Consider the following 26,100-nt stretch of genomic DNA (forward strand, 5'->3'; position numbering starts at 1 on the left):
TTATGATTTCTCCTGCAGGTGTGACGCCTCCGCCCTGCGTGGGGGCAAAGTTATTAAGCTGATTTACAGCTTGATTATTGTGCGTGAGGCGGCGCACATAATCCAGTATTCACAGCGATAATTATTGTAATTGCCGCTGCCTTTCATCAGCAGATGTTAAAACATCGTTATGCAAATACGGAAGTGAAAGTTACTCACAGCACATTGAATAAACGGTATGATGAAGAAATTGCAAACAACACAACAAGGAGCCACGCATGGAAATGCTCGAAGAGCACCGCTGTTTTGAAGGCTGGCAGCAACGCTGGCGACACGACTCCAGTACCTTAAACTGTCCGATGACGTTCAGTATCTTTCTCCCACCACCTCGTGATCACACCCCGCCACCAGTGCTGTACTGGCTTTCCGGATTAACCTGCAATGACGAGAACTTCACCATCAAGGCGGGTGCCCAGCGCGTGGCGGCAGAACTGGGGATTGTACTGGTGATGCCAGACACCAGCCCGCGCGGCGAACAGGTTGCCAACGATGATGGCTACGATTTAGGCCAGGGCGCGGGGTTTTATCTTAACGCCACGCAACCGCCGTGGGCGACGCATTACCGGATGTATGATTATCTGCGCGATGAATTACCGGCGCTGGTTCAGTCGCAATTTAATGTCAGCGACCGCTGCGCCATTAGCGGTCATTCAATGGGTGGTCACGGTGCGCTGATTATGGCGCTGAAAAATCCGGGTAAATACACCAGCGTTTCGGCCTTTGCGCCAATTGTGAATCCGTGCAGCGTCCCGTGGGGAATCAAAGCGTTTAGCAGCTATTTAGGTGAGGACAAAAATGCATGGCTGGAATGGGACAGTTGCGCGCTGATGTATGCCAGTAACGCGCAGGATGCGATCCCGACGCTTATCGATCAGGGCGATAATGATCAGTTTCTTGCCGACCAGTTGCAACCTGCGGTACTGGCAGAAGCCGCGCGCCAGAAAGCGTGGCCGATGACGCTGCGTATTCAGCCGGGATATGATCACAGTTACTACTTCATCGCCTCTTTTATAGAGGATCACCTGCGCTTCCATGCGCAGTATTTACTGAAGTGAAAGTCCGCCCGGTTCGCCGGGCATCTTCTCATCAGAAGCGATAATCCACTGCCATAAAGTAACGACGTCCGTCTTCGTTATAGCTGTAGTCGTCACGACTGAGATCCTTGTCGCCAAGGTTCAGCACGCCTGCGCGCAGTTTGACGTCTTTAGTCACCTGCCAGGCCGCGCCGGTATTCCAGATGGTATAACCGCCCGGTGTTTTAGCCGTCGCGCTGTCGGCGCGTTTCTGCCCGGTATAGTGACCAGAAACATAGAATGACCAGTCTTCCAGCGCCAGCGGTTTCCAGTCCAGCGTACCGTTAGCAGTATGGAACGGCAGATCGGATAGCGGTTTGTTTTCGCCGTTGCTGACATCACGACCATCGTTGTAGGTGTAGTTGATCGACAGTTTCCATTCATCGTTGAACGGAATTTTCAGTTCGGTTTCCACGCCCTGAATACGAGCTTTGTTAACGTTGTAGTAGCTAAATACCGGTATGCGCCGTCCGTTAGCGCCCGTCTCAAAACCAACAAAGTTTTGGTAGCCCGGTGCAGCGTTGACGTCAGACGTACGGCTGATGCTGATACGATCTTTCACATCGTTACGGAAAACGGTAACGCTGGATTCAACCCCTTCCAGCCAGCCTTCTTCACCCATGTAGTAAAGCCCCAGCTCCCAACTTTCGCTGGTTTCTGGTTTCAGATCCGGGCTACCCACAATCTTACATGCGCCACGGCAGGAATTGCTCGTCCAGTCAGGGCTAAGTTGCAACAGAGAAGGTGCTTTAAATGCCGTCGCCCAGCCCCCTTTCACCGTTACGGTGTCGGTGGCGTTATAAACCAGGTAGGCACGCGGACTCCAGTGTTCACCGTAGGTTTCGTGATCGTCCATACGCACGCCGGTCGTCAGCGCCAGCGGCTCGAAGATCCGCCATTCATCTTCCACAAACAGCGCGTACTGGCTGGCAGACGTTTTGGAGCTGGTTCCCCCGGTCAGGTTCACCGCATCGCTAAGTTTGTCGTGACGCCATTCACCGCCAACCGTGAGAAACTGATTAATTGCCGTCAGCGGCAACGTGTATTTGCCGTCGACCGCATTGCTTTCGGAAGTTATCGGGCTGCTGTTGCCAGGGTTTTTGTTCTCGACTTTCTCACCGTAGTATTTCAGTTCGCTGGTGCCGTAATCCCAACGCCCATTATGGCTGACGGAGTAGTTCTGGCGTTCCAGGCGGTTTTTGTCCAGCGAGTCGGAATCACGATCCTGACGGTCGAAACCGTATCCGGCAGTAAAATCGTGATTTTGATTCGGTGTCCAGGCAAATTCGACATTGCCGTCGCGGCTGGAGAATCCTTCAATACGCGGCGTTTCTCCGGTATCGGTGGTCGTTGAGTTTTGCGGGTCATCCTTTTCACGTTTTGCCAGGCTGCCGTAAGCTTTCATTCCCAGCACACCATCAATTAATGGTCCACTGGTAAAGAACTGACCGTTATAGGTATCACCGCGATCGCGATGTTCCTGAATGGTGGTATCGACGGTAACGGTACCCGACCATTTCTGACCGATTTTTTTGGTGATGATATTCACTACACCGCCGAGCGCATCGGAGCCGTATAGCGACGACATCGGGCCACGAACCACTTCAATACGTTCGATGGAATCGACCGGGATCCAGTTCAGATCGAAATCATTGTGGCGGAAGACGGCATTGCGGGAGTTAACGCGTTTACCGTCGACGAGAATCAGGGTGTAGCTGCTGTCCAGACCACGAATACTAACGCCCTTACGGTTATCCCCTTCGTTCGTCAGTTGTACGCCAGGCACTTCTTTGAGGACATCCTTCAGATTCTGTACCGGTTTTCGCTGCAGGTCTTCCTGGGTAATGACGCTGATACTGGCGGGTGCATCTTTGAGGTTTTGTTCAACGGAAGATGCAGTGACAACCATCGTTTCGCCATCATCATCGACCGCTAACACAGGCCATGCACAAGAAATAGCGGACAAACACAGCCCGACCCGTACGAAAGGGTTCAACCTAAACATTCCATATCTCCATGAGGTAACTACGAAAATAAAATGGGTTATCGCTCACATCTTCTTCACGTCCCCTTGCGTACGGCAGCATCGCGGTGGACTTATTTGTATGCAGGTGATCATCCCAGAAAGCCGGAACAGCCTCTGATTTGTCAGCCTTTTTTGATTGCGGCGTAACGATAATGCAAACGATAACAATTATCAATCCAAATGTTAAATTTTATATCCGCATGATTTGTCAGGGAAATGGAATTGAAAAAGCCCTCTCGGTTGAGAGGGCTTAGCAAGGAAGGGAGGAAACTTATTTCTTATCGTTCTGCGGGAACTTCATTTCGCTGTAGCGTACGAAGTGAGTTCCTTTAATCAGCTTGTAGCCGAACCAAATAATCAGGAACAGCGGGATACCAATATACGTTGCCGCTACGCCGCCCCAGTCAATGGTATCTTTCAGGAACGCTTCGTAGTTCTGGCCCAAAGTGATAATCAGACACAGAATGAATGCGAAGATCGGCCCCAGTGGGAAGAAACCTGAACGGTACGGCAGATCGTTAATGTCGTGTCCCTGCAATACGTAACCGCGACGGAAGCGATAGTGGCTAATGGCAATCCCCAGCCAGGCGATAAAACCCGTCATCCCGGAGGTGTTCAGCAGCCACAGGTATACCGTCTGGTTGCCAAACATGGAGGTCAGGAAGCACAGACCGGCAATCACCGTCGTCGCATACAGCGCATTACGCGGCACGCCACCACGCGACAGTTTAGCGAAAATGCGCGGCGCTTTACCGTCACACGCCAGGGTGTACAGCATACGAGTAGACGCATACATACCGGAGTTACCCGCTGACAGCACCGCCGTCAGAATAACTGCGTTCATCACCGCCGCCGCAGAGAGCAGACCCGCGTGCTGGAACACCAGGGTGAACGGACTAACGCTGATGTCTTTAACATCGTTACGCAGCAGGCTCGGATCGGTGTACGGAATAATCAGGCTGATAATCAGGATCGCGAACACATAGAACAACAGGATTCGCCAGAACACCTGACGTACCGCGCGTGGAATGTTTTTCGCCGGATCTTCGGACTCGCCTGCAGCAATACCGATCAGCTCGGTTCCCTGGAAAGAGAAGCCGACAATCATAGCTACGCCGATCATCGCCGCAAAACCACCAGCAAACGGCGCTTCGCCGATTGTCCAGTTGCTCCAGCCCGCAGGCTGCGCGCCTTTGAAGATACCGATAATCATCAGCACGCCAACGATGATAAAGACAATAACTGTCGTGACTTTGATCAGTGAGAACCAGTATTCCGCTTCACCAAAGCCACGAACTGAGATGTAGTTCAGCAGGAAGATAACGCCGAGGAACAACGCACTCCAGATCCAGCCCGGTGTATCCGGGAACCACCAGCTCATGACCAGCTGAGCTGCAACCAGGTCAACGGCGATAGTCACCGCCCAGTTGTACCAGTAGTTCCAGCCCAGCGCGAAGCCAAAGCCTTCTTCAACATAGTTCTGACCGTAAGTGGCAAACGAACCGGAAACCGGCATATATGCAGCCAGTTCACCGAGACTGGTCATCAGGAAGTAAACCATCAGGCCAATCAGCATATACGAGAGCAATGCCCCGCCCGGACCTGCCTGAGAAATCGTTGCGCCAGAGGCAACAAAAAGACCTGTACCGATGGAACCGCCAATGGCAATCATCGTCAGGTGACGCGCCTTTAATTCACGGCGTAAGCCCGGCGCTTCTGTGGTTTTAGTTTCGGAAACCATACAAAAATGCTATCCATCTTAAAAATGAGGCGCGATTGTAGCAGACGATTGGCAATCCTTCCGGCAGAAATACACGGTTATAAGACACCTTCATGATCGCCCAGGGATTATAAGTAAAGCAGCCAATCTCTTTTCTGGCGAATGCATGCTGAGGGCGCTGCGTCACGAAATCGACACAGCACCAGCATGTTCTTGTACAGCAACTTAACGCGGTACATTCGCGGGATCGCAATAGTCCAGAAAGCGCCGTAGCGCGTTGGAAAGGTGTTTTTGCCGATGATGTATACGCCACAACGTACGCATCAGGCGCGGCAGAGGGACCGCAACTTCACTTAATGTGCCTGCCTGCAATTGATCTTCAATCACCCGTCGCGACAGGCAACTAATTCCCAACCCATGACGCACCGCATGTTTGATTGCCTCGGAGTTACCTAATTCCATCGCCATCTCAAACTTCGGTAAATGTGACAGCAATAGATAATCGACAATCTCCCGCGTGCCGGAACCGCGTTCACGCAGGATCCACGGCGCAGCGGCCAGCTGCTCTAAGGTGACCGGACCACGGGCCAACGGCGAAGTCGGCGCGGCGAAAACCACCAGCTCGTCTTCCAGCCACGGTTCAGAAATAATTTCAGTGCTGTGGCACGGTCCTTCAATAAAACCAATATCAACGCGGAAATCCAGCACCGCTTGCATCACGTCCTGGCTGTTCCCAACGCTAAGTTCAATCGGCAACTGCGGATAATCATGGCGATAACGGGCGATAACTGCAGGCAGAATGTAGTTACCGATGGTACTACTGGCATAGATACGAATCGCGCCGTTGTCTTCGCGAAACAGTTGTTCGATTTCAACCGCCTGTTCAAGCAATGCCAACGCACGCGGATAGAGCAGCCGCCCGTGTTCATTAACAACCAGTCTTTTCCCCACGCGATCAAACAGTTGCACGCCAAGCTGCCCTTCCAGGTCGGTCAAGGCTGCGCTCACTGCTGATTGCGACAACGCCAGCATCACCGACGCCTGGGTGGTTGATCCACTTTTCAATACTTCTGCAAAAACTTCCAACTGCCGGAGGGTGATGTGCATAGTCGCTTACCACTTATAAAGATTAATTATAAATATATAATCAATTTTATTTTTAAACCAGTTAGTCGTAACCTTATGCCCGGTTAAAGGAGAGGGTTATGACGAATATCACCTTACAGAAACAACATCGTACACTGTGGCATTTTATTCCGGGGTTAGCCCTGAGTGCAGTTATCACCGGGGTCGCCCTGTGGGGTGGTTCCATTCCCGCGGTTGCGGGTGCCGGGTTTAGTGCCCTCACCCTCGCAATCTTGTTGGGGATGGTTTTAGGCAACACCATCTATCCGCACATCTGGAAAAGCTGTGACGGTGGTGTGCTGTTTGCCAAGCAATATTTATTACGTCTGGGTATCATTCTTTATGGCTTCCGTCTGACGTTCTCGCAAATTGCCGATGTCGGTATCAGTGGGATCATCATTGACGTGCTGACGCTGTCCAGTACCTTCCTGCTGGCTTGCTTCCTGGGGCAGAAAGTGTTTGGTCTGGATAAGCACACCAGCTGGTTGATCGGTGCCGGTAGCAGTATCTGTGGTGCTGCCGCGGTACTGGCGACTGAGCCGGTAGTGAAAGCGGAAGCCAGTAAAGTAACCGTGGCTGTTGCAACCGTTGTTATCTTCGGGACCGTCGCGATTTTCCTCTACCCGGCGATATATCCGCTGATGTCTCAATGGTTTAGTCCGGAAACTTTCGGTATCTACATTGGTTCTACTGTGCACGAAGTGGCGCAGGTGGTGGCGGCAGGTCATGCCATCAGCCCGGATGCGGAAAACGCAGCAGTTATTTCCAAAATGCTGCGCGTGATGATGCTGGCTCCGTTCCTCATCCTGCTGGCGGCGCGTGTTAAACAGCTGTCTGGGGCGAACAGCGGCGAGAAAAGCAAAATCACTATTCCGTGGTTTGCCATATTGTTCATCGTCGTTGCCATCTTTAACTCGTTCCACCTGTTACCGCAGAGCGTGGTGAACATGCTGGTAACGCTGGATACCTTCCTGCTGGCAATGGCGATGGCGGCGCTGGGTCTGACCACTCACGTCAGCGCGCTGAAAAAAGCCGGGGCGAAACCTCTGCTGATGGCACTGGTACTGTTTGCCTGGCTGATTGTTGGTGGTGGTGCGATTAACTATGTGATTCAAAGCGTCATCGCATAAACCACTACATCTTGCTCCTGTTAACCCGCTATCATTACCGTTTTCCTCCAGCGGGTTTAACAGGAGTCCTCGCATGAAATACATTGGAGCGCACGTTAGTGCTGCTGGCGGTCTGGCAAATGCCGCAATTCGCGCCGCCGAAATCGACGCAACCGCGTTTGCCTTGTTCACCAAAAACCAACGTCAGTGGCGTGCCGCACCGCTCACGACGCAAACCATCGATGAATTCAAAGCGGCCTGTGAAAAATATCACTACACATCGGCGCAAATTCTTCCCCACGACAGCTATCTGATTAACCTCGGACATCCGGTCACTGAAGCTCTGGAAAAATCGCGCGATGCCTTTATAGATGAAATGCAGCGTTGCGAACAACTGGGGCTTTCTTTGCTCAACTTCCACCCTGGCAGCCATCTGATGCAGATTTCAGAAGAGGATTGCCTTGCGCGTATTGCCGAATCCATCAACATTGCGCTGGATAAAACTCAAGGTGTAACAGCGGTGATTGAAAACACCGCCGGTCAGGGCAGTAACTTAGGGTTTAAATTCGAACATCTCGCGGCGATTATCGACGGCGTGGAAGATAAATCCCGTGTCGGCGTCTGCATTGATACCTGCCATGCTTTCGCTGCCGGGTATGATTTGCGTACTCCAGCCGAATGCGAGAAAACGTTCGCGGATTTTGCCCGTATTGTTGGCTTTAAGTATCTGCGCGGGATGCACCTTAACGATGCGAAAAGCACCTTTGGCAGCCGCGTTGACCGCCATCATAGCCTCGGTGAAGGCAATATCGGTCATGATGCGTTCCGCTGGATCATGCAGGACGACCGTTTCGACGGCATTCCGCTGATCCTTGAAACCATCAACCCGGATATCTGGGCAGAAGAGATCGCCTGGCTGAAAGCGCAACAAACTGAAAAAGCGGTGGCCTGATCGATGAACGACAGGGAAAAGCAGATTCTTAAAATTTTACGGCGTAACCCGCTGATTCAACAGAATGAAATCGCCGATATTCTGCAAATCAGCCGCTCACGTGTTGCCGCTCATATTATGGATTTGATGCGCAAGGGTTTGATTAAAGGCAAAGGATATATCCTTACCGAGCAGGATTACTGTGTGGTTGTGGGTGCAATCAATATGGATATTCGCGGAATGGCGGATATCCGTTACCCGCAAGCAGCCTCTCATCCAGGTTCTGTTCACTGTTCCGCAGGCGGCGTCGGACGTAATATCGCGCATAACCTGGCTCTGCTTGGTCGGGATGTGCATTTAATATCAGCTATTGGCAACGATTTTTACGGCGAGACATTACTGGAAGAAACGCGCCGCGCGGGCGTGAACGTTTCAAACTGCATTCGTCTGCATGGACACAGCACTGCAACTTATCTCGCTATCGCTAATAAGCAGGAAGAAACTATCCTGGCAATCAATGACACACATATTCTGCAACAGCTAACGCCTCAACTGCTCAATACTTCACGGGACTTGATTCGCCATGCTGGTGTGGTGCTGGCTGATTGTAATCTCACACCTGAAGCCCTGGAGTGGGTCTTTACCATTGCTGATGAAATTCCGATGTTTGTCGATACCGTTTCCGAATTTAAAGCGAACAAAGTAAAAAACTGGTACAGCCGGATCCACACTCTGAAACCAACACAAAATGAACTGGAAATTTTGTGGGGGCAACCGATTAAAGACGACAACGATCGCATCAGAGCTGTAAATTCGCTGCATCAACAAGGTGTTAAACGCATTTTTGTTTATCTGAAAGATGAATCTGTATTTTGCAGCGATAAGGATGGAGAACAATTTTTGCTGACCGCGCCAGCGCATACGACAGTAGACAGTTTTGGTGCTGACGATGGTTTTATGGCGGGCCTGGTATATAGCTTTCTTGAAGGATACAGTTTCCGCGACAGCGCCCGTTTTGCGGTAGCCTGCGCGGCAATTTCGCGCGCCAGCGGCAGCTTAAACAACCCTACCCTGTCTGCCGATAACGCGCTTTCATTAGTGCCAATGGTGTAACAATGTTGCCGGATTCGACGCTTGACCGCATCTTATCCGGCTCATAAATTGCGCACTACGCTAAACCAATAAAGAATCCTGCAATAGTAGCACTCATCAGGTTAGAAAGTGTCGCCGCCGCCAGCGCGCGTAAACCAAGTTGGGCGATTTCCGGCGCACGGTGTGGCGCAACCGCAGAAAACGCCCCCACCACCACCCCGATAGAACCAAAGTTAGCGAAACCGCACAACGCGAAAGAAATAATCGCCACGGTTTTAGCATCCAGAGTGCCACCCGTTTGCAGATATGGCGAGAAATTGAGATAAGCGACAAATTCATTGATCGCCAGCTTCTGCCCAATCAAACTCCCGGCAAGATTTGCATCACTCCAGTCAACCCCCATCACCCACGCCAATGGGGCCAACAGGTAACCTAAAATGGACTCCAGCGAGGCATGTGCAAAACCAAACCAGCCGCCAACGCCGCCGATAATACCATTAATTAACGCAATGATGGCGACAAATGCCATAACAACTGTCGCTACACCGGCGGCGATTTTCAGCCCGGTCATTGCCCCTGTCGCAGCGGCTTCAATAATGCTTTTTGGCGGTGTTTCGGTGAAAGAGAGGTTATTAAAGGAAACCTGCGAAGATTCCGTAGCCGGGCTTAACAGGCGGGCAAACAAGATCCCGCCTGGGATCGCCATTAACGATGCCGCCAGCAAATATTCCACAGGTACGCCCAGGGCGGCGTAACCAATCATTGTCGAACCAGCAATCGAGGCCATGCCACTACAAATCGCTGTAAATAATTCATTGCGATTCAGACGATCGATAAAGGGTTTGACGATTGCCGGAATTTCGTTTTGCCCGAGGAAAATGGTAGTGACCGCGACGAATGACTCGATCTTGCTGATATTTAACGCTTTCTGGAAGATACCGCCGAGAATGCGAATTAAAATCCCCATCACACCGATGTAGTAGAGAATACTCACCAGTGCTGTAACGAAGATAATTGCCGGTAATACTCTGAAACCAAAGATAAATCCTGCGCCATCAAACAGCGTGTCCATTTTCGGCCCGACCAGCGAACCGAAGATAAATGCGCTACCCGCGTCGCTGTACGCCATCACTTTATGCACGCCAAAAGCGACTTTTTCAGCGACCCAACGCCCTGGCGGTAACCAAAGCATAATGCCGCCAATCACAACCTGTAACACTAACGCCGCGCCAACGGTACGCAGGCTGATCTTCTTCTTGTTTACTGACAGCAAAAATGCAATTGCCAGCAATACCACCATTCCCAGAACACTTCTCATGACATCCATAGTGATTATCTCTTCATGTCATATTGGGCGACGGCTTTCTGCCCATCAGAAATAGTCGGGCCTGCATCTTGCGCTATCGGCCCGGCTTGTTATCAACGCTTAATGGGTTTTGATGTAGCCGCGCACGCACTCTTCGACTAAGCCCCAGAACCAGTCGGTATCAATAGTGATGCCGACTTTGGTATTGGCGGGCTTGCCAAGAACGCCCAGCTCGTCGCAGACGGTGCGCCCATAGCAAGGGCCACTGTTGACGTCCACTTCGACGTACATCTCCTGGGTTTTAATGCCATCAGGGTTAATCAGATAACCGATGCAGGTGGCGTCGTGCACCGGGCCGCCAGCCAGGCCGTAGTTTTCGAACTGCGTTTTGAGAGTGAAGTTCATGATGTCGCTGAACAGCTCTCCGGCAGGGCCGCCTGCCCTTTCCATCCGAGCAATCACGTCCGGGGTGCAAACGGTCTGGTTGGTGAGATCGAGGCCCATCATCACTAATGGAACGCCAGAGGTGAACACCACGCGGGCTGCTTCCGGGTCAGCAAAGATGTTGAACTCGGCAGATGGCGTGAAGTTGCCTGTACCGTAAGCGCCGCCCATTAGCACAATTTCACGGATTTTGGGCAGGATCGCGGGTTGCATACGCATTGCCACCGCGATATTTGAAAGCGGACCAACCGGCACCAGAGTGATATCGCCATCGCTTGCCATCAGGGTATCAATGATGTATTTCACCGCGTGGGTACTTTCTGCCTGGCGGGTCAGCGGCTCGAATACCGGGCCATCCAGTCCGGTTTCACCGTGAATATTATCGGCAACGATTTGTTGACGCATAATGGGTTGCGGCATCCCCGCATAAACCGGAACATTAATCTCCAGTTTCTGGCAAACATTCAGGCCATTAATTAATGTTTTATCAAGCGTCTGATTACCCGCTACAATAGTGATGCCTAATAAATCTATTGCCGGATGTTTCGCCGCCATCATTATAGCAATAGCATCATCATGACCCGGATCACAATCCAGAATAATTTTTCTCTTTTCCATTGTTTATTTCCTCTGTTTCCAGTTGCGTTATTTTTTCTACAGCAAAGAAAATTCGACCGGGCCGATGATTGAATCTTACCAACCGCGTACGTATGCTAAATATGAGAAATCTCATAGCGGATAAACATCGTGAAAGAAATCCACAATAATGATCTTAAGCAGCAATTGATGAGTGAATCCGCGTTTAAGGATTGCTTTTTAACGGATGTTTCAGCCGATACGCGGCTGTTTCATTTTTTAGCGCGTGACTACATTGTGCAGGAAGGGCAACAGCCGTCCTGGCTGTTTTACCTGACGCGAGGCCGCGCCAGGCTTTACGCCACGCTAGCTAATGGTCGCGTGTCGCTGATCGATTTCTTTGCCGCCCCCTGTTTTATTGGCGAGATTGAGTTAATCGACAAAGACCATGAACCGCGTGCGGTGCAGGCTATTGAAGAGTGTTGGTGCCTTGCGCTCCCTATGAAACATTACCGCCCGCGGTTATTAAACGACACGCTATTTTTACGAAAACTCTGCGTCACCTTAAGTCATAAAAATTATCGTAATATTGTTTCTTTAACTCAGAATCAATCATTTCCGTTAGTTAATCGCCTGGCAGCTTTTATATTACTCTCGCAGGAAGGTGATCTTTATCACGAAAAGCATACGCAAGCGGCAGAGTATTTAGGCGTTTCTTATCGACATCTTTTATATGTTCTCGCGCAATTCATTCACGACGGTTTATTAACTAAAAGCAAGAAAGGGTATCTCATTAAAAACAGAAAGCAGTTGTCAGGACTGGCGCTGGAGATGGACCCGGAGAATAAATTCTCCGGGATGATGCAGTAAAAATTATTTGCAATAGCGCGATTGCCGGATGCAACGCTTAATACGTTTTATCCGGTCTACAAATCGAGCATTACGCCAGACCAATAAAGAACCCGGCAATAGTCGCACTCATCAGGTTGGAAAGCGTTGCTGCTGCCAGCGCCCGTAAACCAAGCTGGGCGATTTCTGGAGCACGTTTTGGCGAAATAGCCGAAAATGCGCCAACGACAACACCGATAGAACCAAAGTTTGCAAACCCACAGAGGGCGAACGAGATAATGGCAATGGTCTTGACATCCAGCGTGCCGCTCGTTTGCAGATAGGGCGAGAAATTGAGATAAGCAACAAACTCATTAATCGCCAGTTTCTGCCCAATCAAACTTCCGGCAAGATTTGCATCACTCCAGTCCACCCCCATAATCCATGCCAACGGGGCCAGCACATAGCCGAAAATGCTTTCCAGAGAGACATTGGCAAAACCAAACCAGCCGCCAACTCCACCAATAATGCCATTGATCAGCGCAATAATTGCCACAAATGCCATTACCACCGTCGCCACACCGGCGGCGATTTTCAGCCCGGTCATTGCACCGTTCGCCGCAGCTTCAATAATGCTTTTTGGCGGTGTTTCGCTAAACGACAGATTTTCAAACGTAACTTGCGAAGGTTCCGTCGCCGGACTAAGAATACGTGCAAACAGGATACCGCCAGGAATAGCCATCAGCGAAGCGGCTAACAAATAGTCAATCGGCACGCCCATTCCGGCATAGCCAATCATCATCGAACCCGCAATAGACGCCATGCCGCTACAAATAGCCGTAAATAGCTCGTTGCGATTCATGCGATCAATAAAAGGTTTAACGATCGCCGGGATCTCATTTTGCCCGAGGAAAATAGTGGTGACTGCGACAAAAGATTCGATTTTGCTGATGTTGAGGGCTTTCTGAAAAATACTGCCAAGAATACGAATCAGCAGCCCCATTACGCCAATGTAGTACAGCAAGCTGATAAGCGCGGTAACGAAAATAATCGCCGGGAGTACGCGAAAGGCGAAGATAAAGCCCGCACCGTCAAACAGAACATCCATTTTGGGACCGACCAGCGAACCAAAAATAAAGGCACTTCCTGCGTCACTGTAGGACATCACTTTATGGACGCCTAATGCCGCCTGCTCTACTGCCCATTTTCCCGGGGGAAAATAGAGCATGATGCCACCAATGGCAATTTGCAGCAGCAGCGCAGCGCCAACCGTGCGCAAGCTGATGCTCTTTTTATTTACCGACAACACAAAGGCAATTGCCAGCAATACCACCATCCCCACAACACTTCTCATTATATCCATAATGATTTTCCCTTCATGCCAGTAAACCCGGCGTCAGCGCCAGGTTTTGGTATGTTTGATGAGTACGGGCGACGGCTTTCTGCCCGCCAGAAATTAACCCACGAGACGCTGATATTCTTTGGCAATTTCGCTCGCCAGAATGGCGTTATTAAAGACCAGTTGAATATTGGATTTCAGGCTATCACCGCCTGTTAGCTCCGCAACACGCGCCAGCAGGAACGGTGTACTCTCTTTCCCAATAACACCCTGTTCTTCGGCTTCAGCAACGGCTTGATCAATTGCTGCATTGATGGTTTCTTCTGGCATCGCAAACTGTTCCGGGATCGGATTCGCCACTACCAGGCCGCCGTTCAAACCGGTTTGCCACTTCACTGCCATCGCGCGAGCAATTTCGCGGGCACTGTCAAGACGAATGCTGACTTCAAATGGGCTGGTTCGGCAGAAAAACGCAGGCAGCGCTTTTGTCTGATAACCAATTAACGGTACACCGAAGGTTTCTAAATATTCTGTTGTTAATCCTAAATCGAGAATAGATTTTGCCCCCGCACAAACAACAGTGACATTGGTATTTGCCAGTTCCTGTAAATCGGCAGAAATATCGAAGGTATGTTCCGCCCCGCGATGCACACCACCAATTCCCCCGGTGGCAAATACTTTAATTCCGGCAAGCGCCGCAATAATCATCGTTGAAGCCACAGTGGTTGCGCCATTTTTTCCGGCGGCAACAACAAAAGGTAAATCGCGACGACTAACTTTGGTCACGTTATGTCCTTCACGGCCCAGCAATTCGATTTCTTCTTTACTTAAGCCCACTTTCATCACACCGCCAATAATGGCGATAGTGGCTGGTACTGCGCCCTGTTTACGAATAGTTTCTTCTACTTCAATTGCGGTTTGGGCATTTTGTGGGAATGGCATTCCGTGAGAAATTATGGTCGATTCCAGCGCAACAACCGGTTTTTTATTTTTTAAAGCATCCTGTACTTCAGCGGATATTTGTAATAATTCAGGGGACAGAGTTAATTCAGACATTCTGTGTTCTCCACTAACGATCTAACATTGGCAATTGATAATTCAGGGTTGTTGGTATATTCACAGGCAAGTGCCATTGACGAACATCCCTGCGCAAATCGAACAGAATCGATAAACGGCATACCGTCTACCCAACAGGAGGCCAGCCCCGCCATCATGGCGTCGCCTGCCCCAGTAACATTGATGACATTCGTTTTAATAGGGGCCGACCACCCACTTTCACCGTTGATATCACTGTAGTAAACGCCATCCCCTCCCATGCTCAGCACCAGGCGGTTCAGGCCGTGTTGATGAAACCAGGCGGCGACCTTTGCGACATCTTCACGTCCGGAAAGTGCAATTCCGCTCAACGTTTCGGCTTCAAGACGGTTAGGTTTTAACGTATGGATTTTGCTCAGATGATCGCGGATTTTGACGCATTTCCATGCCGATACCGGATCAATAAATACAGGCGTTTCCCCGCTATTTTCCAGAACCCAGACCAGCGCCTCTTCACTAAGGTTGCAATCCGCGACAATAACCTTTGCACCGCGAATAAACTCCTGATGCTGGGCAAGAAATTCTGCAGAAATACAGTCACTAATACTCATATCATTTATCGCGACAAGCATTTCTCCTGTATTATCGAGCAGTGATAAATAGCTGGATGTATTCTCACCCGGAACAATTAAGCATTTATCGACATAAACACCGGATTGATTAGTTTGCGCCAGTAATGATTGCCCATAAAAATCACCACCTACTGCACTTAAAAGCCAGGCATTTTTCCCCAGTAACGCCAGATTATGAGCGATATTCCTTCCCACGCCACCTGGGGTAAATTTAATTTTTCCGGGATTCGAATCCGCATAATTCAATGGATGATGTGAATACCCAGCCACATCAATATTCGCCGAACCAATAATTACTATGTAGTCCTTTTCGCGCATAGCACGCCCCCTGGCAATAAATTGCCAACGAAGAAATTGGGTAAAATAGTCATTACAGTCAATAAGACTATTAGAGCACGTGTTCATATTTAAACACATGTTCATAATAAGCATATTTAACGTAATGTAAATCGATCAGAAAAAACGAAATCGGCCAGATATGAAGGCGGTCACAAAGTTTGTCTATTTATGCAGCAACAAAAGAGAAAATTGTGATGTGTAACACACAATATGGCAGGCAAGAAAAAGGGCAGAGATGTTTCTGCCCTCCAGATTGTTGACAACGCGCGCTTTGTTCATCCTGGATGTGGCGTAAACGCCTTATCCGACCTACAAAAGCGCAAAAATTCAATATATTGCAGGGTTCATGTAGGTCTGATAAGCATAGAGCATCAGGCAATTTTGCGTTTGTCATCATCGGGGCAGAGATGTCTCATCCCCGATAATGAAGATAAATTATGCGTTTTTTTCTACTATTTGTGTTTCCGGGCGTTTCAGGAAGGCATAGGCCAGACCCGCCACCAGCGTACCGGCAATAATGGCTACCAGGTAACCCAGTACCGGCGTAATCGCGCCAGGGATCAGCAGAACAAACAGACCACCGTGCGGTGCCATCAGTTTCGCACCAATCGCCATTGAGATTGCGCCAGTCAGCGCCCCACCCACGATACAGCACGGCAGCACACGCATCGGATCACGAGCAGCAAACGGAATTGCACCTTCCGAAATGAAGCACAGTCCCAATACCAGAGCGGCTTTGCCACCTTCCTGCTGCGCTTTGTCGAATTTGCGACGCGCCACCATTGTTGCCAGACCCATTGCCAGCGGTGGCACCATACCTGCCGCCATAATCGCCGCCATCGGGCCATAGGTTTGAGTACTCAGCAGACCCACACCGAACGCGTACGCTGCTTTATTTACCGGACCGCCCATGTCAGTACACATCATGCCACCGAGGATCGCCCCCAGCAGAACCGCATTCGCAGTCCCCATGGTCTGCAGCCAGTGAGTCAGCCCTTCGAGAATGCCAGCAACTGGTTTACCGATCAGGTAGATCATCGCCAGACCGACCACCAGACTGGAAATTAGCGGAATGATCAGGATTGGTTTCAGCGCCTCCATACTCTGTGGCAGTTTCAGTTGCGTACTGATTAACTTCGCAATGTAACCAGCCAGGAAGCCCGCAATAATACCGCCAATGAAGCCAGAACCGGTGCTGACAGCCAGCATACCGCCAATCAGACCCGGCGTGAGGCCCGGACGATCGGCAATGGAGAAGGCAATATAACCTGCCAGTACCGGCACCATCAGCGCAAAGGCTGAACCACCGCCAATCTGCATCAGCGCCGCTGCCAACGTACCCGGCTCTTTAAACGCTTCGATACCAAAAGCAAAAGAAAGCGCGATACACAGACCACCAGCAACGACCATCGGCAGCATGTAAGAAACGCCCGTCAGCAAGTGACGGTAAGCGCCCGCACTCTCTTTCTTACCTTCAGTGGTCGCCGTTTGAGCTTTGCCCGCCGGTTCATACGGCGTTGCTTCAGCAACCGCTTTATCCAGTTCCTGCGCGGTTTTCTTCAGCGCCAGACCGGTAGAGGTGCGATACATCGGTTTACCAGCAAATTTCGCCAGATCCACTTCGATATCTGCCGCCACAATCACCAGATCCGCTGCGGCTACTTCTTCGGGAGTGATTGCATTACCCGCGCCAACAGAACCACGGGTTTCAACTTTCACCCACCAGCCACGTTTTTTCGCTTCGGTTTCAATGGCTTCAGCAGCCATAAAGGTGTGTGCTACGCCAGTCGGGCAAGCAGTCACCGCAACTACGCGTTTCGGGCCGCTGGCGTCAACCGGTGCTGTCGCAGCGACCGGCGCAGTGTAAGGTTTCGCATGGCCTTTGGCTTCACTCAGGAACAGCTCAGGGTGCGCAACTGCCCGGGAAATATCGCCCTGCCAGACATTTTTACCGTTCAGCGCGCTGTCGTTCGGGATGGAATCACCGAGAACAATCGCCATTTCAGCGTCGTTCGGATTGTCGATGATTTCCAGTTTTGCTTTTCGCGCCGCCGCGCCCAGCAGGGTCTTCGCCATATAGGCGCGTGCCTGACCGAGATTAGCGTCAATAATCAGCAGCGTTTTCATTATGCCTCTCCTGCTGTCAGTTAAAAGGTTGTAAGTCGACGCGCGCCATCATTGCGGCCAACTGCGGACGATCGGTAATACCCACATTGCTTTGACTTACCGCCAGGGCTGCAACAGCAGTCGCCAGACGCAGTGTGTGTTCACTGGATTCACGCATCAGCAAGCCATAAATCAGGCCACCAACCATAGAATCCCCTGCGCCAACGGTGCTTACGACATCGACTGACGGTGGTTTGGCGATCCATTCGCCGGAGGCATTAACCCAAAGCGCGCCTTCGGCACCCAGTGAAATAACAACATGCGCAATACCTTGTTCACGTAGCGCATGTGCAGCTTCAATCACATCTTTCATTTCAGGCAGTTTACGGCCTGCCCAGATTTCCAACTCGCGGCGGTTAGGTTTCACCAGCCACGGTGCCGCTTTCAAACCTGCTACTAACGCTTCACGGCTACTATCAAAGATAATGCAAGGACACTGACTACGCAGGCGAGTCATCCAGTCGGTGAACGCTTCCGGGCTGACGCCTGACGGTAAGCTTCCGCTGACACAGACCATATCGAACTGACCGAGCCAGCTCAGAGAATCAGTCACAAAGCGTTCCCAGTCGGCGGGGGTGACTTCAAAACCCGAGAAGTTGAAGTCGGTCACTTCGCCGTCTTTTTCCGTCAGCTTAACGTTAATTCGGGTGCGCCCCTGTACAACCTGGAAACGGTTGGCAATGCCCAGCTCGCTGAACAGTTGCTGAAAACCATCCTGATTGTCTTTACCCAGGAAGCCGCCAACGGTGACATCAATTCCCAGGTCTTTTAATACTTTGGCCACGTTGATGCCTTTACCCGCCGCATGCAGACCGGTGGTTTTCACCAGGTTCACTTCGCCGCGTTCAATTTCCGGGCAGAAACCAACAAGGTCATAAGCCGGATTAAGGGTGATAGTAGCAACACGTCTGCTCATTATGCGCCCTCCCCAAGACCAGCAGCGATAGCGTCGCCGATTGCTTTCAGCGCCTGTTCAGCATCTGCACCCTGGGCGGTAAAGCGTAGGCGATGACCTTTCTTAACGCCAAGTGCCACAACTTTCATCAGACTACGTCCGTTTGCCGGTTTGCCGGTACCATCAAGGTTTGTCACGGTAATATCACTGTTAAATTGTTTAATGGTATTGACCAGCATGGTACCTGGACGAGCATGCAGGCCGTGTTCATTGCGCACCACAAACTCCGCGCTTAACACGTCGTCGGTCGGCGCATCATCGCTGGTCAGCAGCGCCAGCAACGTTGCCGCATCCGCTTTCAGCAAGCGGTCAGCTTTATTGTCGAGCAATAAATCAGCGAGACGCTTAAGAACCGCGATGGGCTGATCGTCATTCATCGCCACACTCACCAGCATGGCTGCCGTTTCGCCGTCCACATCAAAAGCATTTGCCGCACGGCTTACCGCAATCGCGCTACGCAGATTGCCTTCGGCGCTATCGCTCAGCCAGATACCCTGTCCGAGATTCAGCGGTTGTTCATTGATGGCTTTGGTGACGAAAGTGGCGTCAACTGCCCCCGCCTCTTTCAGACGCGCAGCGTTCAGCGCCTGAAGAGTCAGCAGATCGCTGGCGACGATATCCAGCGTCAGCATTTCGTTGTCGAGCTTCAGCTGCTCACTCTGCTTTTCGCCCATCAGTAATGCGCGAAGTTCTTCTGCTGTTGTTGCTGACTTCAGTTGTTCAGCAACGGAATCATCGCTCAGTACGTGGGTCAGCTGGCGTAGCAGGCCCAGATGTTCATCCGAGCTGGCAGCAATACCGATTGCCACGTACGCTACCTGACCGTCACCCCAGGTGACGCCTTCCGGGAACTGAAATACCTGAACGCCGGTTTTCAGCACCTGATCGCGGGTGTCGGTAGTGCCGTGTGGAATAGCAATACCATTGCCGAGGAACGTTGAGGTTTGCTGTTCGCGCGCCAGCATGCCATTGACGTAGCCTTCTGCTACATTACCGGCCTGCACCAGCGCCGCAGCGACCTGGCGAATCGCCTCTTCTTTGTCTCCGGCCTTTTCGCCCGGATGGATGTCCTGTACGGATAACTGGAACATAGTTCTCCTCTCTTGCTGAATTGAAACGATTCAGCCTCTATGAGAAAAAAAGCGCCAACCTGTCTTAGGGTTAAAGACAAGATCGCGCTGAAACGTTTCAAGAAAGCATAATACTTCTGTTTCAGCACGCAAGGAAAGCCGTAAAGTTATGAGCAAAAGTTTGATGTGCTGCACAATTTTTTGCCATTTTTCCTAATTGCTGATGGGAAAATCCGTTATCAGCAATTTCATTTCAGCAGCGTCAGCAGCCAATCAGCAACAGTGAAATGGCATTTTGATTATTCGTGGCGCTTTTGATTTCGCTGTCTGTTTATTTTCTGACAAGCAGCGTAAACTCCGCGTCTTCCTCTTCCAGTGATCGACCAGCATGCATAACTCCCCCGCAGTCTCCAGCGCGAAATCGTTTGACCTGACCTCGACGGCGTTTTTAATCGTTGCCTTTCTCACCGGTATTGCGGGCGCTCTGCAAACCCCGACACTCAGTATTTTTCTTACCGATGAAGTACATGCCCGTCCGGCGATGGTGGGATTCTTCTTTACCGGCAGCGCTGTCATTGGGATTCTGGTAAGTCAGTTTCTCGCCGGGCGCTCTGATAAGCGCGGCGATCGCAAATCGCTGATTGTCTTTTGCTGCCTGTTAGGCGTGCTGGCCTGCACCCTTTTTGCCTGGAATCGCAACTACTTTGTTTTGCTATTCGTTGGCGTCTTTCTTAGCAGCTTTGGCTCGACCGCTAACCCGCAAATGTTTGCCCTTGCCCGTGAACATGCCGACAAAACCGGACGTGAGGCGGTGATGTTCAGCTCTTTTTTACGCGCTCAGGTTTCACTGGCATGGGTCATTGGCCCACCGCTGGCTTATGCGTTAGCGATGGGTTTCAGCTTTACGGTAATGTATCTGAGCGCAGCGGTAGCGTTTATTGTTTGCGGCGTGATGGTGTGGCTGTTTTTACCGTCGATGCAAAAAGAGCTTCCGCTGGCGACCGGCACGGTTGAAGCGCCGCGCCGTAACCGTCGCGATACGCTACTGCTGTTTGTCATTTGTACATTGATGTGGGGCTCGAACAGCCTGTACATCATCAACATGCCGCTATTTATTATCAACGAACTGCATCTTCCCGAGAAACTGGCCGGTGTGATGATGGGGACCGCCGCCGGGCTGGAAATCCCGACGATGTTGATTGCCGGATATTTCGCCAAACGTCTGGGTAAGCGTTTCTTAATGCGCGTTGCTGCCGTGGGTGGCGTCTGTTTTTACGCAGGAATGCTGATGGCGCATTCACCTGTCATTCTGTTGGGCTTGCAGCTGCTAAATGCTATTTTTATTGGCATTCTGGGCGGCATCGGGATGCTCTATTTTCAGGATCTGATGCCCGGTCAGGCGGGTTCAGCCACCACGCTCTATACCAACACGTCGCGCGTGGGCTGGATCATCGCAGGATCAGTGGCGGGCATCGTCGCCGAGATCTGGAATTATCACGCTGTGTTCTGGTTTGCGATGGTGATGATTATCGCCACTCTGTTTTGCTTACTGCGGATTAAAGATGTTTAAGGCGCGGTCAGCATTTCCAGATCGATAAGCCAGGTCATGGCCTGCTGACGCGAGTTACCGCACATTTCAGCGCTGGCTTGTAAGCCTGCACAGACTTTCGGTCGCAGTGGCGAGGTGAAAATTTTACAGCGTTGCTGTTCATCAAGCTGAATGCAGGGCGTATTGGCGGGCTTGCCATCTGGCATACCGGGAATAGGGCTGGAAATTGAAGGGGCAGTGCAACACGCCCCGCAACCCGGACGGCATTTCATACGTTGTTCTCTTAAGGTTAACCACCGGATTGATGAGCGCGCACAGTACCACCTTTTTTGCACCAGCAAAAGTGCGAATACCACTTGCCCGAAAGGCCCGTCGCGAGTACTTTGTCGCGATATTTTTGACATTTTCGACTACAGGAATTTTTCGATGCCAAGAGCGAACGAAATTAAAAAAGGTATGGTACTGAATTACAACGGCAAACTGCTGCTGGTTAAGGATATTGATATTCAGTCACCCACTGCCCGCGGTGCCGCTACGCTGTACAAAATGCGTTTTTCTGATGTCCGTACCGGGCTGAAAGTAGAAGAGCGTTTCAAAGGTGATGATATCGTTGACACCGTGACGCTGACCCGCCGTTACGTTGACTTCTCCTATGTCGATGGCAACGAATATGTCTTTATGGATAAAGAAGACTATACCCCGTATACCTTCACCAAAGATCAGATTGAAGAAGAGTTGCTGTTTATGCCAGAGGGCGGCATGCCGGACATGCAGGTGCTGACCTGGGACGGTCAACTGCTGGCGCTTGAGCTGCCGCAGACCGTTGATCTGGAAATCGTTGAAACCGCACCAGGCATCAAAGGGGCATCTGCCAGCGCCCGTAACAAACCGGCGACATTGAGCACTGGTCTGGTGATTCAGGTACCAGAATACTTAAGCCCGGGCGAAAAAATTCGTATCCATATCGAAGAACGCCGTTATATGGGGCGTGCTGACTAACTTCAGCCGCATGCAGAAAAGGGATAGCTCAGGCTGTCCCTTTTTTAATTTATTATACCAATCTTCTATTTTGCGCTTCCTGAACACCTTACGCCCTCAATTTTCACTCGTTGATTGATCGCCCTCACACTTCATCGCATTAACAATCCAGACCAATTTCAATTGCTGTCATATAACTTTACACTGTCATTGTTAATTTATCGTTACTAAGACGTGACTCCTATGAAGACAATTGCCTCCGTTACGCTCCCGCATCATGTACACGCTCCACGCTACGATCGCCAGCAGTTGCAATCACGTATCGTTCATTTTGGCTTTGGCGCCTTTCACCGCGCTCATCAGGCGTTACTGACCGATCGTGTGCTGAATGCCCAGGGCGGCGACTGGGGGATCTGTGAAATCAGCTTGTTCAGCGGTGATCAACTGATGAGCCAGCTCCGCGCACAGAACCATTTATATACCGTGCTGGAAAAAGGTGCGGACGGCAATCAGGTGATAATTGTCGGTGCCGTTCACGAATGCCTTAATGCAAAACTGGATTCCTTAGCGGCAATTATTGAGAAATTTTGCGAGCCACAGGTGGCAATTGTTTCCCTGACGATTACCGAAAAAGGCTATTGTATTGACCCGGCCACCGGTGCACTCGACACCAGTAATCCGCGGATTATTCACGATCTACAAACCCCTGAAGAACCTCACTCCGCACCGGGTATTCTCGTCGAAGCACTGAAACGCCGCCGTGAGCGCGGCCTTACACCGTTTACCGTGCTCTCCTGCGACAATATTCCCGACAATGGCCATGTGGTGAAAAACGCGGTGCTGGGAATGGCAGAAAAACGTTCGCCAGAACTCGCCGGGTGGATAAAAGAACACGTCAGTTTTCCGGGAACCATGGTCGACCGCATTGTTCCGGCTGCAACCGACGAATCACTGGTGGAAATCAGCCAGCATCTGGGGGTGAATGATCCCTGCGCGATTAGCTGCGAACCGTTTATCCAGTGGGTGGTGGAAGATAACTTCGTCGCTGGGCGTCCTGCCTGGGAAGTCGCAGGTGTACAAATGGTGAATGATGTCCTGCCATGGGAAGAGATGAAACTGCGGATGCTTAATGGCAGCCACTCTTTTCTCGCTTATCTGGGTTACCTCTCAGGATTCGCCCATATCAGTGATTGCATGCAGGATCGCGCATTTCGCCATGCCGCCAGAACATTAATGCTGGATGAGCAAGCGCCGACACTGCAAATTAAAGATGTCGATTTAACACAATATGCGGACAAGTTAATTGCACGTTTTGCTAATCCGGCGCTGAAACATAAGACCTGGCAAATCGCAATGGATGGTAGCCAGAAATTACCGCAACGTATGCTGGCAGGTATTCGCATACATCTGGGGCGCGAAACGGACTGGTCGTTGCTGGCATTAGGCGTTGCTGGCTGGATGCGTTACGTCAGCGGCGTTGATGATGCCGGAAATGCCATTGATGTTCGCGATCCGCTTAGCGATAAAATTCGCGAACTTGTTGCGGGCAGCAGCAGTGAACAACGCGTAACCGCCCTGCTTTCCCTGCGTGAAGTTTTCGGTGATGATCTGCCAGATAACCCGCATTTTGTGCAGGCCATCGAACAAGCCTGGCAACAAATCGTACAATTCGGCGCACATCAGGCGCTATTAAACACCCTCAAAATTTAACGATTTCTGCGGTTAAAGCGGATGAAGCTCACCTTCGTCCGCTCTCCCCTTCTCTTTTCTGCCTTTTTTAGCCAGGATTAACGCTCAGTTAACTTACCAGAGTATTGCGGAGCCGTTGTGACCAGGACCAACCTCATCACCGGTTTTCTCGGCAGCGGGAAAACCACGTCGATTCTTCATCTGTTAGCCCATAAAGATCCCAACGAAAAATGGGCGGTACTGGTTAATGAATTTGGGGAAGTCGGAATTGATGGTGCTTTGCTCGCCGATAGCGGCGCATTGCTGAAAGAGATCCCCGGCGGCTGCATGTGCTGCGTTAATGGTTTACCCATGCAGGTAGGGTTGAATACCTTACTGCGTCAGGGAAAACCAGACCGCTTGTTGATAGAGCCGACCGGGCTGGGCCATCCGAAACAGATCCTCGATCTGTTAACCGCACCAGTCTATGAACCGTGGATAGATCTGCGCGCCACCTTGTGCATTCTCGATCCACGCCTGCTGCTGGACGAAAAAAGCGCCAGCAATGGAAACTTCCGTGACCAGCTGGCTGCCGCAGACATCATTGTCGCCAATAAATCCGACCGTGCGACGCCCGAAAGTGAGCAAGCGCTACAGCGTTGGTGGCAGCAAAATGGTGGCGATCGACAATTAATTCACAGTGAGCATGGGAAAGTTGACGGTCATCTTCTGGATTTGCCGCGTCGCAATTTAGCCGAGTTGCCCGCCAGCGCCGCGCATTCTCATCAGCATGTCGTGAAAAAAGGGTTAGCAGCGTTAAGCCTGCCAGAGCATCAACGCTGGCGTCGCAGTCTGAACAGCGGGCAAGGATATCAGGCCTGCGGCTGGATATTCGACGCTGATACGGTATTCGACACCATTGGCATTCTGGAATGGGCGCGACTTGCACCGGTGGAACGCGTCAAAGGCGTGCTGCGTATTCCCGAAGGGCTGGTACGAATCAACCGTCAGGGCGATGACCTGCACATTGAAACGCAAAACGTTGCGCCACCGGACAGCCGTATTGAGCTGATTTCCAGCAGCGAAGCTGACTGGAATGCTTTGCAGAGCGCGCTGTTGAAGCTTCGTTTAGCGACTACCGCGTAAGGTTGCCTGCGTTTTTCAGTAAGATAATTAGAGAAAATATGATTAAAAATTTGCCGCAAATAGTGTTGTTGAATATTGTCGGCCTCGCGCTGTTTCTTTCCTGGTATATTCCCGTTAATCATGGATTCTGGTTGCCAATTGATGCGGATATTTTTTATTTCTTTAATCAGAAACTGGTCGAAAGTAAGGCCTTTTTGTGGCTGGTTGCATTGACCAACAATCGCGCTTTCGACGGTTGTTCTCTGCTGGCGATGGGAATGTTGATGCTGAGTTTCTGGCTGAAAGAAAACGCCCCTGGCAGACGACGTATCGTGATTATGGGTCTGGTCATGCTATTAACTGCAGTGGTATTAAACCAGCTGGGTCAGGCATTAATTCCTGTAAAACGGGCCAGCCCAACATTGACTTTTACCGATATTAACCGCGTCAGCGAACTGCTCTCTGTTCCCACGAAAGATGCCTCACGAGATAGCTTTCCCGGCGATCACGGCATGATGCTGCTTATTTTTTCGGCATTCATGTGGCGTTATTTCGGCAAAGTTGCAGGCCTTATCGCCCTTATTATTTTTGTGGTTTTTGCATTTCCCAGAGTAATGATTGGCGCACACTGGTTTACTGACATCATTGTCGGTTCGATGACCGTGATATTGATCGGTTTGCCCTGGGTGTTGCTGACGCCATTAAGTGATCGATTAATCACCTTTTTTGACAAATCACTACCGGGAAAAAACAAACATTTCCAAAACAAATAACTCACAGTAATTAACATCATCAGGCTTATTTTTATAGTGAGGATAATCCTGATGATGCGCACCGTGCTTTCATCCATCGCGCGCAAAAATCATTCTCTAAGTAAATGAATGGATTGCATGCGTTTCACTCAATCGTACTTTAATTGACCAATCCCGCTTATTAACTTTCTGTATCACTTTTTCTTATAAAAAATCATGTAAA

General features: G+C 50.7%; 22 protein-coding genes. 10 read left to right on the plus strand and 12 right to left on the minus strand.

The genetic code is table 11. The features are described from left to right. The first annotated feature begins 257 nt into the window (after positions 1-257). Positions 258-1,094 (plus strand): S-formylglutathione hydrolase, encoded by an 837-nt coding sequence (gene yeiG, locus FTE26_RS16825; RefSeq protein WP_000425428.1) that lies wholly within the window; start codon positions 258-260, stop codon positions 1,092-1,094. 31 nt (positions 1,095-1,125) lie between these two features. Here yeiG and cirA read toward each other — a convergent pair whose 3' ends face one another. From cirA to yieE, 3 genes are all read right to left on the minus strand, one after another. Further along, positions 1,126-3,117 (minus strand): catecholate siderophore receptor CirA, encoded by a 1,992-nt coding sequence (gene cirA / locus FTE26_RS16830; protein WP_000489233.1) that lies wholly within the window; start codon positions 3,115-3,117, stop codon positions 1,126-1,128. A 292-nt stretch (positions 3,118-3,409) separates the two neighbouring features. Further along, positions 3,410-4,879 carry a lysine-specific permease gene (lysP, locus tag FTE26_RS16835; RefSeq protein WP_000253273.1) on the minus strand — a complete coding sequence of 490 codons (1,470 nt, stop codon included), beginning with the start codon at positions 4,877-4,879 and terminating at the stop codon, positions 3,410-3,412. A gap of 204 nt (positions 4,880-5,083) precedes the next feature. After that, a complete protein-coding gene (yieE, locus tag FTE26_RS16840) occupies positions 5,084-5,965 on the minus strand; it encodes a DNA-binding transcriptional regulator YeiE (protein WP_000548294.1) in 882 nt (293 codons plus the stop codon). A 98-nt stretch (positions 5,966-6,063) separates the two neighbouring features. Between yieE and FTE26_RS16845 the strand changes: the two genes are divergently transcribed. From FTE26_RS16845 to FTE26_RS16855, 3 genes are all read left to right on the plus strand, one after another. Next, entirely contained in the window at positions 6,064-7,113 is a 1,050-nt protein-coding gene (locus FTE26_RS16845; RefSeq protein ID WP_000182053.1) for a YeiH family protein, read from the plus strand. Positions 7,114-7,186: 73 nt separating this feature from the next. Beyond that, the gene (gene nfo, locus FTE26_RS16850; RefSeq protein ID WP_000873890.1) at positions 7,187-8,044 is read left to right on the plus strand and encodes a deoxyribonuclease IV; all 858 of its coding nucleotides are present in this window, start codon (positions 7,187-7,189) and stop codon (positions 8,042-8,044) included. A 3-nt stretch (positions 8,045-8,047) separates the two neighbouring features. Further along, on the plus strand, positions 8,048-9,136 hold the full coding sequence (locus FTE26_RS16855) for a sugar kinase (protein WP_000999819.1): 1,089 nt from the start codon (positions 8,048-8,050) through the stop codon (positions 9,134-9,136). Positions 9,137-9,191: 55 nt separating this feature from the next. Here FTE26_RS16855 and FTE26_RS16860 read toward each other — a convergent pair whose 3' ends face one another. Further along, a complete protein-coding gene (locus FTE26_RS16860) occupies positions 9,192-10,442 on the minus strand; it encodes a NupC/NupG family nucleoside CNT transporter (RefSeq protein WP_000382941.1) in 1,251 nt (416 codons plus the stop codon). A 99-nt stretch (positions 10,443-10,541) separates the two neighbouring features. Next, on the minus strand, positions 10,542-11,483 hold the full coding sequence (gene rihB / locus FTE26_RS16865; RefSeq protein WP_000415429.1) for a ribosylpyrimidine nucleosidase: 942 nt from the start codon (positions 11,481-11,483) through the stop codon (positions 10,542-10,544). A gap of 129 nt (positions 11,484-11,612) precedes the next feature. Here rihB and FTE26_RS16870 point away from each other — a divergent pair, with 129 nt between their 5' ends. Further along, positions 11,613-12,311 (plus strand): transcriptional regulator YeiL, encoded by a 699-nt coding sequence (locus FTE26_RS16870; RefSeq protein WP_000658580.1) that lies wholly within the window; start codon positions 11,613-11,615, stop codon positions 12,309-12,311. A gap of 70 nt (positions 12,312-12,381) precedes the next feature. Here the strand turns inward: FTE26_RS16870 and FTE26_RS16875 are convergent, their stop codons facing one another. The 6 genes from FTE26_RS16875 to fruB all read right to left on the minus strand — a co-directional run bounded on the left by FTE26_RS16875 (position 12,382) and on the right by fruB (position 19,826). After that, entirely contained in the window at positions 12,382-13,632 is a 1,251-nt protein-coding gene (locus FTE26_RS16875; RefSeq protein ID WP_000353897.1) for a NupC/NupG family nucleoside CNT transporter, read from the minus strand. Between the two features lie 93 nt (positions 13,633-13,725). Continuing rightward, complete coding sequence (gene psuG, locus FTE26_RS16880; protein WP_001293148.1) at positions 13,726-14,664, minus strand: pseudouridine-5'-phosphate glycosidase; 939 nt, start codon at positions 14,662-14,664, stop codon at positions 13,726-13,728. After that, complete coding sequence (locus tag FTE26_RS16885; protein WP_001368055.1) at positions 14,652-15,593, minus strand: pseudouridine kinase; 942 nt, start codon at positions 15,591-15,593, stop codon at positions 14,652-14,654. Before FTE26_RS16885 ends, psuG begins: the two co-directional genes overlap by 13 nt. A 456-nt stretch (positions 15,594-16,049) precedes the next feature. Next, positions 16,050-17,741, minus strand: coding sequence for a PTS fructose transporter subunit IIBC (gene fruA, locus FTE26_RS16890; RefSeq protein ID WP_000854479.1), 1,692 nt, complete (start codon positions 17,739-17,741; stop codon positions 16,050-16,052). Between the two features lie 16 nt (positions 17,742-17,757). Then, entirely contained in the window at positions 17,758-18,696 is a 939-nt protein-coding gene (gene fruK, locus FTE26_RS16895; protein WP_000091263.1) for a 1-phosphofructokinase, read from the minus strand. Further along, positions 18,696-19,826: a fused PTS fructose transporter subunit IIA/HPr protein gene (fruB, locus tag FTE26_RS16900; protein ID WP_000487246.1), complete on the minus strand. Its 1,131-nt coding sequence runs from the start codon at positions 19,824-19,826 to the stop codon at positions 18,696-18,698. The genes fruK and fruB overlap by 1 nt, the downstream gene beginning before the upstream one ends. A 367-nt stretch (positions 19,827-20,193) precedes the next feature. Here fruB and setB point away from each other — a divergent pair, with 367 nt between their 5' ends. Then, a complete protein-coding gene (gene setB / locus FTE26_RS16905) occupies positions 20,194-21,375 on the plus strand; it encodes a sugar efflux transporter SetB (RefSeq protein ID WP_000551977.1) in 1,182 nt (393 codons plus the stop codon). Here setB and FTE26_RS16910 read toward each other — a convergent pair. Continuing rightward, positions 21,372-21,626: a YkgJ family cysteine cluster protein gene (locus FTE26_RS16910; protein WP_001349348.1), complete on the minus strand. Its 255-nt coding sequence runs from the start codon at positions 21,624-21,626 to the stop codon at positions 21,372-21,374. The genes setB and FTE26_RS16910 overlap by 4 nt on opposite strands. A 154-nt stretch (positions 21,627-21,780) precedes the next feature. Between FTE26_RS16910 and yeiP the strand changes: the two genes are divergently transcribed. The 4 genes from yeiP to lpxT all read left to right on the plus strand — a co-directional run bounded on the left by yeiP (position 21,781) and on the right by lpxT (position 25,898). After that, positions 21,781-22,353: an elongation factor P-like protein YeiP gene (gene yeiP, locus FTE26_RS16915; RefSeq protein ID WP_001136827.1), complete on the plus strand. Its 573-nt coding sequence runs from the start codon at positions 21,781-21,783 to the stop codon at positions 22,351-22,353. A 222-nt stretch (positions 22,354-22,575) separates the two neighbouring features. Further along, positions 22,576-24,042 carry a mannitol dehydrogenase family protein gene (locus tag FTE26_RS16920; RefSeq protein WP_000848222.1) on the plus strand — a complete coding sequence of 489 codons (1,467 nt, stop codon included), beginning with the start codon at positions 22,576-22,578 and terminating at the stop codon, positions 24,040-24,042. Positions 24,043-24,159: 117 nt separating this feature from the next. Next, the gene (gene yeiR / locus FTE26_RS16925; RefSeq protein WP_000198829.1) at positions 24,160-25,146 is read left to right on the plus strand and encodes a zinc-binding GTPase YeiR; all 987 of its coding nucleotides are present in this window, start codon (positions 24,160-24,162) and stop codon (positions 25,144-25,146) included. 38 nt (positions 25,147-25,184) lie between these two features. Then, entirely contained in the window at positions 25,185-25,898 is a 714-nt protein-coding gene (gene lpxT, locus FTE26_RS16930) for a Kdo(2)-lipid A phosphotransferase (protein WP_001296828.1), read from the plus strand. Positions 25,899-26,100: the final 202 nt, after the last annotated feature.

This window comes from Escherichia sp. S10b, from assembly GCF_028421345.1.
Taxonomy (GTDB): Bacteria; Pseudomonadota; Gammaproteobacteria; order Enterobacterales; family Enterobacteriaceae; genus ECMA0423.

Coding starts and splice junctions, on each gene's coding strand:
- setB (WP_000551977.1), top strand. CDS start 20,194: ATGCATAACTCCCCCGCAGTCTCCAGCGCGAAATCGTTTGACCTGACC.
- yeiP (WP_001136827.1), top strand. CDS start 21,781: ATGCCAAGAGCGAACGAAATTAAAAAAGGTATGGTACTGAATTACAAC.
- FTE26_RS16845 (WP_000182053.1), top strand. CDS start 6,064: ATGACGAATATCACCTTACAGAAACAACATCGTACACTGTGGCATTTT.
- nfo (WP_000873890.1), top strand. CDS start 7,187: ATGAAATACATTGGAGCGCACGTTAGTGCTGCTGGCGGTCTGGCAAAT.
- cirA (WP_000489233.1), bottom strand. CDS start 3,117: ATGTTTAGGTTGAACCCTTTCGTACGGGTCGGGCTGTGTTTGTCCGCT.
- FTE26_RS16855 (WP_000999819.1), top strand. CDS start 8,048: ATGAACGACAGGGAAAAGCAGATTCTTAAAATTTTACGGCGTAACCCG.
- FTE26_RS16920 (WP_000848222.1), top strand. CDS start 22,576: ATGAAGACAATTGCCTCCGTTACGCTCCCGCATCATGTACACGCTCCA.
- rihB (WP_000415429.1), bottom strand. CDS start 11,483: ATGGAAAAGAGAAAAATTATTCTGGATTGTGATCCGGGTCATGATGAT.
- FTE26_RS16860 (WP_000382941.1), bottom strand. CDS start 10,442: ATGGATGTCATGAGAAGTGTTCTGGGAATGGTGGTATTGCTGGCAATT.
- lpxT (WP_001296828.1), top strand. CDS start 25,185: ATGATTAAAAATTTGCCGCAAATAGTGTTGTTGAATATTGTCGGCCTC.
- yieE (WP_000548294.1), bottom strand. CDS start 5,965: ATGCACATCACCCTCCGGCAGTTGGAAGTTTTTGCAGAAGTATTGAAA.
- yeiG (WP_000425428.1), top strand. CDS start 258: ATGGAAATGCTCGAAGAGCACCGCTGTTTTGAAGGCTGGCAGCAACGC.
- fruB (WP_000487246.1), bottom strand. CDS start 19,826: ATGTTCCAGTTATCCGTACAGGACATCCATCCGGGCGAAAAGGCCGGA.
- FTE26_RS16910 (WP_001349348.1), bottom strand. CDS start 21,626: ATGAAATGCCGTCCGGGTTGCGGGGCGTGTTGCACTGCCCCTTCAATT.
- fruA (WP_000854479.1), bottom strand. CDS start 17,741: ATGAAAACGCTGCTGATTATTGACGCTAATCTCGGTCAGGCACGCGCC.
- psuG (WP_001293148.1), bottom strand. CDS start 14,664: ATGTCTGAATTAACTCTGTCCCCTGAATTATTACAAATATCCGCTGAA.
- FTE26_RS16885 (WP_001368055.1), bottom strand. CDS start 15,593: ATGCGCGAAAAGGACTACATAGTAATTATTGGTTCGGCGAATATTGAT.
- fruK (WP_000091263.1), bottom strand. CDS start 18,696: ATGAGCAGACGTGTTGCTACTATCACCCTTAATCCGGCTTATGACCTT.
- FTE26_RS16875 (WP_000353897.1), bottom strand. CDS start 13,632: ATGGATATAATGAGAAGTGTTGTGGGGATGGTGGTATTGCTGGCAATT.
- lysP (WP_000253273.1), bottom strand. CDS start 4,879: ATGGTTTCCGAAACTAAAACCACAGAAGCGCCGGGCTTACGCCGTGAA.